We start from the raw sequence: 13,149 nt of genomic DNA, 5'->3' as shown, positions 1-13,149 counted from the left end.
AGGTCTCTCACACACGAGACGAAGCGCACCCGAGGGCGGCTGGAGCCGTTCCGGGGCACGAGCGACAGCGAGGAGAAGAGCGATGACGTCGCAGGCCGCGGACGGACCGGACACGGTTGTCGCCTCGCGCCGCTCCAAGATCACGCCCGAGCGTGAGCGGGAGTTCTTCGACGCCGTCCTCGAACAGATCCGCGAGTGCGGGTACGACGCCGTCACCATGGAGGGCGTCGCCGCCAGCACGCGCTGCAGCAAGTCCACGCTCTACCGGCAGTGGAAGAACAAGCCGCAGTTCGTGGTGGCCGCCCTGCGCGCGAACCGGCGCACCCGCTTCGGCGGCATCGACACCGGCTCGCTCGCCGAGGACCTCCGGCAGGCCGCCCGGGCCGCAGGGGAGTGGTCCGGCAAGGACACCCGGCTCCTGCAGGCCCTCGGTCACGCGATCATGCAGGACCCGGAGCTGAAGCAGGCGCTGCGCGAGACCGTCGTGGAGCCGGAGATCGCCGCGCTGCGGGAGATCCTGCGGCGCGGGGTCGAGCGCGGAGAGGTCGAGGCTGACAATCCGGCGCTGGCGTATGTGCCCGCGCAGATGTTCGGCGTCCTGCGCATCCGTCCCGTGCTGGAGGGGACGTACGCGGACGCGGACTACATGGTCCGGTTCGTGGAGGCCGCCGTGCTGCCCGCGCTCGGCCTCACCACAGGACTCAGGCCGCCGTCCACGGGATGACTGGACGGTGACCTGTGCGCGCCGCACCGTGGGGACGGGGGCGGCGCACTCCCGGCCGGGCCGGGTTCCTCCGGAGCGGAGAGGAACCCGGCCCGGCCGACATCCACGGCGGCGCCTCAGACGTTCTGGCCGCTGCCGCCGCCCGAGGACACCTTGATCCCCCGGGTGATCTCGTCGAGCACGGACTGCTGCTGGTCGGCGTCCACGCCGAAGCGCACCACGACCAGCCGCCCGGGGTTCGCCGGGGACGGGAAGGCCAGCGACTCGACCAGCCCGTCGGCGCCCTTGCTGGTGACCGCCTTCCAGCGGACCAGGTAGCCCTTCTGCCCGGCCACCGTGACCGCCTCGGAGGCGAGGACCTGGTGCGAGGTGATCGCGCCGTAGGTCTTGCCGCCGTAGGACTCCTCGGCGTTCGCCGCGATGTCGGCCTTGGCGACCTCCTCGGCGGTGCTGCCCCGGGTGCCCAGCACCATCGCGGGCGCCGAGTACGCGCCGCCCTTGGTGCAGGACTTGGAGGTGTCGCCGGGGCACTTGTAGGCGGCGTCGGAGGTGATCTGGGCGCCCACGCCGATCTGCTGCCCGTACCAGCCGTCCGGCACGGGCAGGCTGATGCCGTTGGCCGGATCGGGCACCGAACCGCTCCTGATCTTCGGCGCCTCGGACCCGCCGGTGCCCCCGGAACCTCCCGACCCGCCGGATCCGTCGGACCCGCCCGGGCCGTCCGGTCCGCCGGACCCGTCCGAGCCGCCGCTCCCGCCCGGCGCGCCGAACGGACCGCCCCGGCCGCCGGAGCCCTCCCGGTCGCCGGGGCCGCCCTGCCGGCCCCGGTCCTGCCAGGACCCCGCCCGGTCACCGCCCCCGCCGTCGTCCTTGCTCAGCGCGTACACGCCCACCCCGATGCTGGCCAGCACCGCGGCGGTCACCGCGACGGCGATGCCCGTGCGCAGCCCGCGGCGCGGACGGGCCGGCGGCTGCCCCGGGTAGCCCGGGTACCCCGGGTACGCCGCAGGGCCCGGATACCCGGGAGGACCGGGCTGCCCCGGGGGTATCGGGGCCTGCGGATCACCCTGCGGTGCCGGGTACGCCGCCTGGGCCGGGGGCTGCGCCGGCGGACCCCATGCGGCGGCCGATCCGGCGGGGCGCGTCCGGTCCGTCCACGTCTTGCCGTCCCACCAGCGCTCGGTGGCGGGACCGTCACTTGTCTGCCCGGGGTCGGGGTACCACCCGGGGGGAGTCACCTGCGTCATGCCCCCACCGTATGAGGCGTCCGTGAAAGCGGTATGAGAGGGCTCTGCTTCACCGCCACCGCCCTTGCCCGGCACGTCTGTTGACATGTCGTGCTTTCCCCCGCAGGTCACGGGAGCGCCCCGTCGCCCGGCCGCACCGCACGTCACCCGTCACGGGAAGAGCTGCCCGGTCCGGCCTCCGTTCGGGCGGCCCGGCGGCTAGGCTCGGCACCCGTACGTCGTTCGGGCGACTTGGGGAGGTAGCGGGATGACGGAGGGACGGCCGACAGCGGCCGCCTCGGCCTCCCTGTGGGAGCGCGACGAGGAAGTCACCACCATCCTGCGCGCGGTGGAGGACCTGTGCGCCGACCGCGCGTCCTGCGGCGGACTGCTGGTCCTGCAGGGCGAGGCCGGGCTCGGCAAGACCGCCCTGCTGGCCGAGACCCGCCGCATCGCCGAGGAGCGCGGCTGCACGGTGTGGTCGGCGCGCGGCGGCGAGATCCTGCGCTCCGTCCCGTTCAACGTGGTACGCCAACTGCTGCAGCCCGCGCTGCTGTCGCTGATGCCCGAAGAGGCCCGCGAGTACCTCGGTGAGTGGTACGGCATCGCGGGACCGGCCCTCGGCATAGCGGAACCCGGCGAGGGGCAGGCCGACCCGCGCAGCGTGTGCGAGGGCCTGGTCGACGCGGTGAGCCGGCTGGCCTCCCGCGACTGGCCGCTCGTGCTCCTGGTCGACGACGCCCACTGGGCCGACGAGGAGAGCCTGCGCTGGCTCGCCGTCTTCGCCGAACGCCTCGACGAGCTGTCCGTCCTCCTCGTGGTGACCCGCCGCCCCGGCGAGGTGAGCGGGGACGGCGCCCGGCTGCTGGAGACCGTCGCCGCCGCCGCGGGCGTCCACACCCTCAGCTCCCTGTCCCCCGACGCCACCGCCCACCTCACCCGCACCACCCTCGGCACGCACGCCGACGCCCCCTTCTGCCGCGAGGTGTGGGCGGTCACCGGCGGCAACCCCTACGACACCGTCGAACTCCTCGCCAAGGTGCGCGACAGCGAACTGGAACCCGTCGAGGCGCACGCCGGGGAGCTGCGCGAGCTGAACCGCACCGCCCGCGGCGGCGGACTCGTCGCCCGCCTCGAAGAACTCGGCATCGACGCCACCCGGTTCGCCTGGGCCGCCGCCATCCTGGGCACCGGCATCTCCGTCGACCTCGTCGCCCGGCTCGCGACCATGGACCACCAGGACGCGGTGCGCTGCGCCGACCTGCTGCGCGGCGCCCGCATCCTCACCGAACCCGACCCGGCGAGCACGCGGGGCGGCGCCGGCGACCTGGAGTTCGTGCACCCGCTCATCGCCACCGCCGTCTACAACTCCATCCCCGACGCCCTGCGCACTGCCATGCACGGCATCGCCGCCCAGGTCGTCGCCGACTGCGGCCTCGGCGCCGCGGCCGCTTCCCGGCACCTGCTCGAAGTCCACCCGGACGACGACGAGGAACTCGTCGAGCAGCTGCGCCAGGCCGCCCGCGAACACCTCGCCGTCGGCGCCCCCGACGCGGCCCGCCGCTGCCTGGAGCGGGCCCTGCTGGAGCCGCCCACCCCCGACGTGCACGCACGCGTCCTGTACGAACTGGGCTGCGCGACCCTGCTCACCGCCCCCGCCACCACCATCGACCACCTCCAGCTGGCGCTGAGCATGCCCGGCCTGGACGGCGGCATCCGGGTGGACGCGGTCTGGCGGCTCTCCCAGGCGCTGCTGCACAACAACCAGCTGGAGGAGGCCGTCCGCACCATCGAGGCGGAGGCCGCCCGCCACGCCCCGGGCCCCGTCCGGCTGCGGCTGCACGCCGTCCAGTACATGTGGGAGGGCCTGCACACCGGCGAGACCATCACCCCCGACCGCTCCGAACGGCTCGCCGAACTCGCCGCCGGCTGCACCGGGCGGGACAACTCCGAGCGAGCCCTGCTGATCCTGCGCGGCTTCGACGCCATGGCCCGCGGCGAGAACGCCGAAGAGGTCGTCGAACTGTGCGACCGCGCCCTCGTCAACGGCCGCCTCGCCCCCGGCCTCGGCTGGACCGACGCCGAGTGGGGCATCGAACTGCTGCTGATGCTCGCCAGCGCCTACGCCTACAGCGACCGCCTGGACCGCGCCGAGACCCTCTACAACGAAGCCCTGCGGGCCTACGAGAGCGCCCACTGGAACGGCGGCCACCTCGCGCTCGCCCACGCCTACGTCGGCCTCGGCCACCGCAGGCGCGGCCGGCTGCGCGAGGCGGAGGCGGCCCTGCGCGAGTCGCTGCGCATCGCCGAGCGGGTCGGCCGCGGACTCCCCCTGTACTGGACCGCCACCTGCAACCTCGTGGACACCCTGCTCGCCCGCGGCCACGTCGAGGAGGCCTGGGAGATCGCCGAGCGCTACGGGTTCGCCCCGCCCTACCCGGCCACCATCGTGATCCCCGACCCGCGCAGCGTCCGCGGCAGGCTGCTGCTCGCCGCCGGCCGCACCAGGGAGGGCGTGGCCGAACTGGAGGCCGCCGAGAAGGCTGCGGCCGTCCGCGGCCACCACAACCCGGTCATGGTTCCCTGGGCGGCCGACCTGGCCCGTGCCCTGGCCACCGAGGAGCCCGGCCGGGCGGCACGGCTCGCCGCCGACGTCCGGCGCCAGGCCGAGCGGTTCGGCACCGACACCGCCATAGGAGAGGCGCTGCGCTGCGCGGCCGCGCTGGAGACCGGGCAGCGCGCGGTCGGTCTGGCCGCCCAGGCCGTCACCTACCTGGAGGCCTCGCCCTGCCAGTACGAGCACGCCGCCGCCCGCGTCGAGTACGGCATCGCCTCGCGTTCCGTCGCGGAGCTGAACAAGGGCCTGGCCCTGGCCCGTTCGTGCGGCGCGGACGGCCTGGCGGCCCAGGCGCGAGAGGTCCTGGAGTCGGGGCGCGGGCTGCGGTAGCGCGGCGGGCGGACCCGGCGCACCCACCGGCGCCCCTCCGGCGGGCCGCTGCCACCCGGGGGAACGGCCGCCCGGACCCCCTCCGACGGCCCCCTCGCCGGACCCCTGCCCGCACCGCGGGCAGGCTCCTCGCCGGACCCCTGTCCGGACCGCTCGGCAGGCTCCACCAGGTGCGCTCCGCGCCGGACTTCGCGCCGGACCTCTAGGTCCTGTCGTTCAATTCCCGTCGTCCGCCCGGAGGGCGGGCCTCGCGGCGTCAGGTGCGTGCTCTCGGCGTGCCGGGCCCTGACCCTCGTACTGGACGTACTCGGGTCTGGGCCCGGTGCGGCGAGAGTGCGTGCATGGCGTCGCGAGGCAGGCGGGAATTTGACGACAGGGCCTAGGCTGGCTCCTCTCCGACCGGCCCGGCGGCCCGCGCGCCGGGACCGGGGCGCGGCCGCTCGGCGGGTTCCTCGGCCAGGACCCGCTGCGCCACCGCGAACGCCGAGTTGGCCGCCGGAACCCCGCAGTACACGGCACTCTGCAGCAGCACCGCGCCGATCTCCTCGGGCGTCAGCCCGTTGCGCCGCGCCGCCCGAACGTGCATCGCCAGCTCGTCGTGGTGGCCGTGCGCCACCAGCGCCGTCATGGTGATCATGCTGCGCTCGCGCCGGCTCAGCGTCGGATCGGTCCAGATCTCGCCCCAGGCGTAGCGGGAGATGAAGTCCTGGAACCGGGCGGTGAACGGCGTCTGCCGGTCCTGCGCCCGGTCCACATGGTCGTCGCCCAGCACCGCCCGCCGCACCCGCATGCCCCGCGGGACCGGGCCGTCGAGCTGGGTGCGCAGAGCGGTCAGGACGGCCTGCGGACACTGTGCGGGCGCCAGGTGCGAGGCGCCCGGCACCTCCACCAGGGCCGCGCCGGGCACCGCGTCGGCGATCTCCCGCAGGTGCGCGGGCGGCGTGGCCGGGTCCTGGCGGCCCGCGATCAGCAGCGTGGGCACGGTGATCCCGGACAGCCGGCCGGTCAGGTCGAAGGCGGCCAGCGCGTCGCAACAGGCGGCGTAGGCCGCAGGATCGGCGTCCCGGTGGTCGCGGATCAGCCCCGGCACCGTGAAGTCCCCGGCGAACCAGCGGGAGTTCGCGCTCTCCACCAGCCACTGAAGACCCTCGCGGCGGACCCGCTCGGCCCGCTCCCGCCACGCCCGCGCACCGCCGAAGTGGGCCGAGGAGCAGATCACCGCCAGCGACGTCAGACGCTCGGGACGGTGCACGGCCAGGTGGAGTCCCACCGCGCCGCCCAGCGACACCCCCGCGTACGCGAACCGCTCGACGCCCAGCGAGTCCGCGAGCGCCAGCACCAAGGAGGCGAGGTCGCCGACGGTCGCGCCGGCCGTAACGAGGTCCGCCGCCGAGCCGCCGTGCCCCGGCAGGTCCCAGCGGACCACCCGGTGCGAGACGGCCAGCTCGGGCGCGACCTCGTCCCACAGGGCGTACGACGTCCCCAGGGACGGACCGAGCAGCAGGGCGGGGGCCGAGGCGGGGCCTTCGAGACGGTGGTTCAGGGTCAACGTCGCTCCAGAGCGCGGTCGGTCAGGGCTCCGGCGGAGCCGGTGCCGCGGGTCGGGTCGGTGGGCGCCGTCAGGTCGACGCCCCGCAACTCGGGTTCTTCGGCCAGGAGTTCACCGAGGTCGCGGCCCTCGGTGCAGGCCCGGCGGGCGAGTTCGGTGAGCAGTTTCCTGGCGCGGGCCCGGCCGAGCAGCGGGGTCAGCTCGGCCGACAGCCGCTCGGAGACGATCAGCCCGTGGGTCAGGCCGAGGTGCGCCCGCATGGCGTCCGCGTCCACCCGCAGCCCCCCGGTCAGCTCCGCCGCGTCGCGGGCCGCGCCGCCGACCAGCCGCAGCAGGTCGCGCAGCGGCTCCCACTCGGCGTGCCAGGCGCCCGCGGGCCGCTCGTCCTCGGCCGCCATCGAGGCGTACAGCGTGGCGGCGAGCTGCGGGGCGCGGCGGGCGGCGGCCGCGATCAGGGTGGCGCGCACGGGGTTCGCCTTGTGCGGCATGGCGGAGGAGCCGCCGCCGCTGCCCTCCGCCAGCTCCGCGATCTCGGTACGGCACAGGACCAGCACGTCCGCCGCCGCCTTCCCCAGCGCCCCCGCCGTGAAGGCGAGGCACCCGGCCAGGTCGGCGACCGGGGTGCGCAGGGTGTGCCAGGGCAGCAGCGGCTCACGCAGGCCCAGCTCACGGGCGTAGGTCGCCGCGAGCGCGGTCGGGTCGGCGGCACCGTACGCGGAGAAGGCCGCCAGCGTCCCCGCCGCGCCGCCCAGTTGGGCGGGCAGCGCGGCGCGGACGCCGGCGGCACGGTCCCGGGCGTCGAGGACCAGCGACCGCCAGCCGGCCGCCTTGAGCCCGAAGGTGGTCGGCACGGCGTGCTGGGTGAGGGTCCGGCCGGGCATGACGGTGTCACGGTGGGCGGCGGCCAGCCGGGCCAGCGCCGCTTCGGTGCGGGCCAGGTCGGCCAGGACCACGTCGAGGGTGCGGGCGGCGACCAGCATCGCCGCCGTGTCCATGATGTCCTGGCTGGTCGCACCCCGGTGGACGTAGGCGCCGTACTCCTCGCCCACCGCCGCGGTCAGGTCCGCGACCAGGGGGATCACGGGGTTGCCGCCGCCGCGGGCGCGCTCGGCGAGCGCGCGCACGTCGAAGCGGGCGGGATCCGCGGCCCGGGCCACGGCGTCGGCCGCGGCCCCGGGGGCGAGGCCGAGCGAGGCCTGCGCCCGGGTGAGTGCGGCCTCGGCGTCGAGCAGCGCCCGCAGGAAGGCGGTGTCGCTCGTCCCGCACGCGGCGGCGGAGGCGGCCCACCCGGGCCCGAGCAGCCCGGAGTCCGGATCGGTGTCGTGACCGGTGCCGGTGTCGTGGCCGGGGCCGGTGGGCTGTGGCGTGGAGGGTGTCACCGGAACTCCAGGAAGACCGTCTCGCCCTCGCCCTGAAGGCGGATGTCGAAACGGTACGCCCCGCTGTCCTCCGGCGCCGCGATCAGCGTGGCGCGCCGCTCCTGGTCCAGCCGGGCGAGCAGCGGATCGGCGGCCAGGGCGGCCTCGTCGCCGGGCAGGTAGATCCGGGTGAACAGGTGGACCAGCAGGCCGCGCGCGAACACGCACACACTGATGTACGGGGCGTTGTGCCCGCGCGCGCCCGGCCGCAGGGTCCGCGCGTACCAGTGGCCGTCCGCGTCCGTCTGGATCCGCCCGAAGCCGGTGAACTCCACGCCGTTGCGGCCGAGGAACCCGCCGGAGGCCGCATCGCGCCGCATCGAGCCGTCGACGGCGGGCAGCTCGCCGGCCGGGTCAGGTCCCCACAGCTCCACCAGCGCGTCGGGCAGCGGGCGCCCCTCGCCGTCGTACACGCGGCCGTGCACGGTGACCGTGTCCGGATGTCCGGCGGGCGCGATGTCCTCGCCGCCGCGGAAGGGCAGGGCATAGCCGTAGAAGGGGCCCACGGTGTGCGACGGCGTGGGCGGCAGGCCCTGCGCGACGCCCTCGGGGCCGCTCGTGTCGGTCTTCGTCATGGCAGGTCAGCGTCCTTCTTCGAGCCAGGTGGCGGCCGGGCCGTCCAGCACGATGTCCCAGTGGTAGCCGAGCGAGAACTCCGGCACCGACAGGCTGTGGTCGTAGGCGGCGACCAGCCGCTGCCGGGCGGCGTCGTCCGTCACGGACTGCAGGATCGGGTCGTAGGGGAAGAGCGGGTCGTTCGGGAAGTACATCTGCGTCACGAGCCGCTGGGTGAAGGCCGAGCCGAAGACGGAGAAGTGGATGTGCGCGGGCCGCCAGGCGTTGACGTGGTTGCGCCACGGGTACGGGCCCGGCTGGACGGTGGTGAAGCGGTAGCGGCCCTCGGCATCGGTCAGGGTGCGGCCGACGCCCGTGAAGTTCGGGTCGAGCGGGGCGTCGTGCTGCTCGCGCTGGTGGGCGTAGCGGCCCGCGGAGTTGGCCTGCCAGATCTCGATGAGCTGGCCGCGCACCGGGCGGCCGGCCCGGTCGAGGAGCCGGCCCGACACGGTGATCCGTTCCCCGACCGGCTCCCCGGTGTGCTGCCGGGTGAGGTCGTTGTCGGTCTCGGTGACGTCCCGCTCCCCGAAGGCGGGCGAGGTCAGCTCCACCAGCTCCGGGTCCTTGCCGACGTCGATGGCGACCAGCGGCTGCCGGGGGTGGCGCAGCACCGAGGAGCGGTAGGGCGCGTAGTCGCGGCGCGGGTGGTGCTCGACCGGCGCGCCGGCGGCGAGCCGCTTCTCGTACGCGGCGTGCTCGGCCGCGATCTCCTGGTCGATGTCGTGCTGGGTGAGGGTCATGGGGTACCTGGCGCTTCCTTGAGAGCTCCGGACGGCATGGGGGTGCGCGGCTCTCAGCGTTCGAGGACGAGGGCGAGGCCCTGGCCGGCGCCGACGCGGAGGATGGCGACGCCGGTTCCGGAGCCCTTGCGGGCGAGCTGGTGCGCGACGGTGCCGGCGAGGCGGCACCGGAGGACGTCGTCGATCCGGGCCGGGGCCGGGCCGGGTGTCCGGGCGAGGAGCCCGCGCAGGGCGTGGGCGGCCAGGTCGTCCGGGCGCACGCCCGCGAGGGCGCCGCCGTACTTGCCGAACGGGGTGCGCACGGCGTCGGTCAGGTGGACGTCCTTCACCTGCGTTCCTCCGTGCCGGTCAGCTCGGCGCCGGTCCTGCGGACGATCTCCTCGACGCTCACACCGGGCGCGGTCTCCACGAGTGCCAGTCCGTCACCGGTGACGTCCAGGACGCCGAGGTCGGTGATGATCCGGTGCACGCAGCGCTTGCCGGTCAGCGGCAGCGTGCACTCCCGGACGATCTTCGGGGAGCCGTCCTTGGCGGTGTGCGTCATCACGACGACGACCGTGCGGGCACCGTGCACGAGGTCCATCGCCCCGCCGATCCCGGTGACCATCCTGCCCGGCACGGCCCAGTTCGCCAGGTCGCCGGTCTGCGAGACCTGCATGGCCCCGAGCACGGCGACGTCGATGTGGCCGCCGCGGATCATCGCGAAGGACAGCGCCGAGTCGAAGAACGAGGCGCCCGGCAGGACCGTGACGGTCTCCTTGCCCGCGTTGATCAGGTCCGGATCGACCTGTTCCTCGGCCGGGTACGGGCCGGTGCCCAGGATGCCGTTCTCCGACTCCAGGACCACCTCCACACCCGGCGGCAGGTGGTTGGGGATCAGCGTCGGCAGTCCGATGCCCAGGTTGACGTACTGCCCGTCACGCAGTTCGCGCGCCGCCCGGGCGGCCATCTCCTCACGTGTCCACGCCATCAGGCGCCCACCGTCCCTCGCGTACCGGGCACGGACACCGTCCGCTTCTCGATCTTCTTGTCGGCGGCCTGCTCCGGGCTCAGCGCGACCACGCGCTGCACGAAGATCCCCGGCAGGTGCACCGCGTCCGGGTCGAGTGCGCCGGGCTCGACCAGCTCCTCCACCTCCGCGATCGTCACCTTGCCGGCCATGGCGGCCGGCGGGTTGAAGTTGCGGGCGGACCGGTTGAAGACGAGGTTGCCGTGCCGGTCGCCCCGCGCCGCCCGGACCAGCGCGAAGTCGGTGCGGATGCCGCGCTCCAGCACGTACTCGGTGCCGTCGAACTCGCGGACCTCCTTCGGCGCGGAGGCCACCGCGACCCCGCCGGAGCCGTCGTAGCGCCAGGGCAGTCCGCCCTCGGCGACCTGCGTGCCCACCCCGGCGGGGGTGTAGAAGGCGGGGATCCCGGCCCCGCCCGCGCGCAGCCGCTCGGCCAGCGTGCCCTGCGGGATCAGCTCGACCTCCAGCTCACCGGCCAGGTACTGCCGGGCGAACTCCTTGTTCGCGCCGATGTAGGAGCCGGTCACCCGGGCGATGCGGCCCGCCGCCAGCAGCACCGCCAGCCCGGACTCCATCGCCCCGCAGTTGTTCGACACCACCGACAGGCCGCCCACGCCGCGCTCGTACAGCGCCCGGATCAGTACGTCCGGCACACCGCTCAGCCCGAAACCGCCCACCGCCAGCGACGCGCCGTCCGGTACGTCGGCCACCGCCTCCGCGGCCGTCGCTACCACCTTGTCCATCGAAAACAAGCCTCATCTCTGCCGAGCGTCACCGACCCGTGCCGAGGCAGATAGTCAGGGCACTGAGCAATTCGGCGAAGGTGTCCTCACGCTGCCACCGGCGGGGCGAGCCGTCAAGAGCGCGGTGGAAAGGGGCTGTACCAGGGACAGCGGAGGGGGAGCGAGCGATGTTGTTCAGTGTACGGACGAAAAAGCGGGCGCCGAAACGCGTCCGAGGGGACGTGTGCACGAAGACGTGTACCAAGATGTGCGTACGAAGTTGTGCGTACGGCCACGCGGCTACGACGACGCAGCTACGGCGACGTACGTGCGACCACGCAGGGCCGCACCGGCAGACCTACCCCGAGGAGCGCACATGGCCGCGGTGGACCTCACGACGCACCCCGGGCACCTGGCCCGCCGGCTCCAGCAGGCCCACTACCTGCTGTGGAACACGATGGTCTCCGAGGAGATCACCTCGCCCCAGTTCGCGGTCCTCAACGCGCTCGTCGCCGAACCGGGCCTCGACCAGCGCACCGTGGGGGAGCGGGTGGGCCTGGACCGGTCCACCATCGCCGAGGTCATCAGCCGGCTCGGCCGCCGCGGCCTGCTCGACAAGGTCCGCGACCCGCAGGACGGCCGCCGCTTCCTGCTCCGCCTCACCGACGAGGGGGAACGCACCCACCGCCGGCTCACCGTGCGCACCGCCCGGATGAACCAGGTCTTCCTGGGCCCGCTCAGCGCGGCGGAGCAGGCCCAGTTCTTCGACCTCATCCGGCGCGTCGCGGACGCGGCCGAGGGCCTGCGCAACCCGCCGGAACCGGCCGCCGCACGTCCCTGACCCGCGGAGCGCCCGCACCCGCAGGGCCGCCCCGCCGGGTTCGCCCGTCCGGGCCCGGGTACCCGGCCGTCCGTCAAGGCACCGGAGCGTGACGGAAGGGGCGCGACACGATGAAGGCAGTGACCTGGCAGGGCAAGCGCGACGTCCGGGTGGACGACGTCCCCGACCCGAGGATCCAGGAGCCGACGGACGCCGTCATCCGGGTCACCTCGTCCGGGCTGTGCGGCTCCGACCTGCACCTGTACGAGGTGCTCACCCCGTTCATGACCCCCGGCGACATCCTCGGCCACGAACCGATGGGCATCGTCGAGGAGGTCGGTCCCGAGGTGACGAATCTCCGGCCCGGCGACCGGGTGGTCGTCCCGTTCCAGATCTCCTGCGGCCACTGCGTCATGTGCTCCACCGGTCTGCAGACCCAATGCGAGACCACCCAGGTCACCAGCGAGCACATGGGCGCCGCGCTGTTCGGCTACACCCGCCTGTACGGTGCGGTCCCGGGCGCCCAGGCCGAGTACCTGCGGGTGCCGCAGGCCCAGTACGGTCCGATCAAGGTGCCCGAGGGACCGGCCGACGACCGCTTCGTCTACCTCTCCGACGTGCTGCCCACCGCCTGGCAGGCGGTCGCCTACGCCGACGTCCCGCGCGGCGGCACCGTCGCCGTGCTCGGCCTCGGCCCGATCGGCGACATGGCCTGCCGGGTCGCCCTGGCCCGCGGCGCCGGTCGGGTGTTCGGGGTGGACCTGGTCACCGAACGCCTGGACCGCGCCAGGCGCCGCGGGGTGGAGACCTACGACCTGCGCGACTTCGACAGCGAGAAGGAACTGGTCGCCGCGATCCACGACGAGACCGACGGGCGGGGCCCCGACGCGGTGATCGACGCGGTCGGCACCGAGGCACACGGCAGCCACGTCGCCCGGCTCGTCCAGCAGACCGCCGCGATCATGCCGCGCGCCCTGAGCGGACCGCTGGCCGAACGCTTCAGCGTGGACCGGCTCACCGCCCTGTACACCGCGATCGACCTGGTCCGCCGCGGCGGCACCATCTCCCTCTCGGGCGTCTACGGCGGTGCTGCCGACCCGCTGCCGCTGCTCACCATGTTCGACAAGCAGCTCCAGATCCGCATGGGCCAGGCCAACGTCCGCCGCTGGACCGACGACATCCTGCCCTACCTCACCGACGAGGACCCGCTCGGCGTCGACGACTTCGCCACCCACCGGGTGCCGCTCACCGAGGCGCCGCACGCGTACGAGATGTTCCAGCGCAAGCAGGACGGCGCGGTCAAGGTCCTCATGAGCCCCTGAGCCGCGAAGACCTCACGCCTCCTCGCGCCCGCCCGGCCCCGCCCGGCCGAGCCCGGC

General features: G+C 74.5%; 12 protein-coding genes. 4 read left to right on the top strand and 8 right to left on the bottom strand.

The window, feature by feature from the left end:
* The first annotated feature begins 82 nt into the window (after positions 1-82).
* On the top strand, positions 83-724 hold the full coding sequence (locus AC6I72_RS04765; protein WP_497999609.1) for a TetR/AcrR family transcriptional regulator: 642 nt from the start codon (positions 83-85) through the stop codon (positions 722-724).
* 116 nt (positions 725-840) lie between these two features.
* Here the strand turns inward: AC6I72_RS04765 and AC6I72_RS04760 are convergent, their stop codons facing one another.
* A complete protein-coding gene (locus AC6I72_RS04760) occupies positions 841-1,971 on the bottom strand; it encodes a DUF2510 domain-containing protein (RefSeq protein WP_497999608.1) in 1,131 nt (376 codons plus the stop codon).
* A gap of 247 nt (positions 1,972-2,218) precedes the next feature.
* Here AC6I72_RS04760 and AC6I72_RS04755 point away from each other — a divergent pair, with 247 nt between their 5' ends.
* Positions 2,219-4,897: an ATP-binding protein gene (locus tag AC6I72_RS04755; protein WP_497999607.1), complete on the top strand. Its 2,679-nt coding sequence runs from the start codon at positions 2,219-2,221 to the stop codon at positions 4,895-4,897.
* 379 nt (positions 4,898-5,276) lie between these two features.
* Here the strand turns inward: AC6I72_RS04755 and pcaDC are convergent, their stop codons facing one another.
* From pcaDC to AC6I72_RS04720, 7 genes are all read right to left on the bottom strand, one after another.
* Positions 5,277-6,446: a bifunctional 3-oxoadipate enol-lactonase/4-carboxymuconolactone decarboxylase PcaDC gene (gene pcaDC / locus AC6I72_RS04750; RefSeq protein ID WP_497999606.1), complete on the bottom strand. Its 1,170-nt coding sequence runs from the start codon at positions 6,444-6,446 to the stop codon at positions 5,277-5,279.
* Positions 6,443-7,747 carry a 3-carboxy-cis,cis-muconate cycloisomerase gene (pcaB, locus tag AC6I72_RS04745; RefSeq protein ID WP_498004591.1) on the bottom strand — a complete coding sequence of 435 codons (1,305 nt, stop codon included), beginning with the start codon at positions 7,745-7,747 and terminating at the stop codon, positions 6,443-6,445. The genes pcaDC and pcaB overlap by 4 nt, the downstream gene beginning before the upstream one ends.
* 74 nt (positions 7,748-7,821) lie before the next feature.
* Positions 7,822-8,439, bottom strand: coding sequence for a protocatechuate 3,4-dioxygenase subunit alpha (gene pcaG / locus AC6I72_RS04740; RefSeq protein ID WP_497999605.1), 618 nt, complete (start codon positions 8,437-8,439; stop codon positions 7,822-7,824).
* A 6-nt stretch (positions 8,440-8,445) separates the two neighbouring features.
* On the bottom strand, positions 8,446-9,219 hold the full coding sequence (gene pcaH / locus AC6I72_RS04735) for a protocatechuate 3,4-dioxygenase subunit beta (RefSeq protein WP_497999604.1): 774 nt from the start codon (positions 9,217-9,219) through the stop codon (positions 8,446-8,448).
* Between the two features lie 53 nt (positions 9,220-9,272).
* Positions 9,273-9,548, bottom strand: a complete 276-nt coding sequence (locus AC6I72_RS04730; RefSeq protein WP_497999603.1) for a thiolase family protein — start codon at positions 9,546-9,548, stop codon at positions 9,273-9,275.
* Positions 9,545-10,189 carry a CoA transferase subunit B gene (locus AC6I72_RS04725; RefSeq protein WP_497999602.1) on the bottom strand — a complete coding sequence of 215 codons (645 nt, stop codon included), beginning with the start codon at positions 10,187-10,189 and terminating at the stop codon, positions 9,545-9,547. The genes AC6I72_RS04730 and AC6I72_RS04725 overlap by 4 nt, the downstream gene beginning before the upstream one ends.
* Complete coding sequence (locus AC6I72_RS04720; protein WP_497999601.1) at positions 10,189-10,971, bottom strand: CoA transferase subunit A; 783 nt, start codon at positions 10,969-10,971, stop codon at positions 10,189-10,191. The genes AC6I72_RS04725 and AC6I72_RS04720 overlap by 1 nt, the downstream gene beginning before the upstream one ends.
* Positions 10,972-11,326: 355 nt before the next feature.
* On the opposite strand from AC6I72_RS04720, the gene AC6I72_RS04715 reads away from it, so the two are divergent.
* Both AC6I72_RS04715 and AC6I72_RS04710 read left to right on the top strand, forming a co-directional pair.
* On the top strand, positions 11,327-11,791 hold the full coding sequence (locus AC6I72_RS04715) for a MarR family winged helix-turn-helix transcriptional regulator (RefSeq protein WP_497999600.1): 465 nt from the start codon (positions 11,327-11,329) through the stop codon (positions 11,789-11,791).
* Between the two features lie 110 nt (positions 11,792-11,901).
* The gene (locus AC6I72_RS04710) at positions 11,902-13,092 is read left to right on the top strand and encodes a zinc-dependent alcohol dehydrogenase (protein WP_497999599.1); all 1,191 of its coding nucleotides are present in this window, start codon (positions 11,902-11,904) and stop codon (positions 13,090-13,092) included.
* Positions 13,093-13,149: the final 57 nt, after the last annotated feature.

This window comes from Streptomyces sp. Xyl84 (assembly GCF_059731885.1).
This window is presented reverse-complemented; position numbering and strand designations above follow the sequence as displayed.

Excerpts from the sequence above, each read along its gene's own strand:
- AC6I72_RS04765 (WP_497999609.1), top strand. The coding sequence starts at position 83 with ATGACGTCGCAGGCCGCGGACGGACCGGACACGGTTGTCGCCTCGCGC.
- AC6I72_RS04760 (WP_497999608.1), bottom strand. The coding sequence starts at position 1,971 with ATGACGCAGGTGACTCCCCCCGGGTGGTACCCCGACCCCGGGCAGACA.
- AC6I72_RS04755 (WP_497999607.1), top strand. The coding sequence starts at position 2,219 with ATGACGGAGGGACGGCCGACAGCGGCCGCCTCGGCCTCCCTGTGGGAG.
- pcaG (WP_497999605.1), bottom strand. The coding sequence starts at position 8,439 with ATGACGAAGACCGACACGAGCGGCCCCGAGGGCGTCGCGCAGGGCCTG.
- pcaH (WP_497999604.1), bottom strand. The coding sequence starts at position 9,219 with ATGACCCTCACCCAGCACGACATCGACCAGGAGATCGCGGCCGAGCAC.
- AC6I72_RS04725 (WP_497999602.1), bottom strand. The coding sequence starts at position 10,189 with ATGGCGTGGACACGTGAGGAGATGGCCGCCCGGGCGGCGCGCGAACTG.
- AC6I72_RS04720 (WP_497999601.1), bottom strand. The coding sequence starts at position 10,971 with ATGGACAAGGTGGTAGCGACGGCCGCGGAGGCGGTGGCCGACGTACCG.
- AC6I72_RS04715 (WP_497999600.1), top strand. The coding sequence starts at position 11,327 with ATGGCCGCGGTGGACCTCACGACGCACCCCGGGCACCTGGCCCGCCGG.
- AC6I72_RS04710 (WP_497999599.1), top strand. The coding sequence starts at position 11,902 with ATGAAGGCAGTGACCTGGCAGGGCAAGCGCGACGTCCGGGTGGACGAC.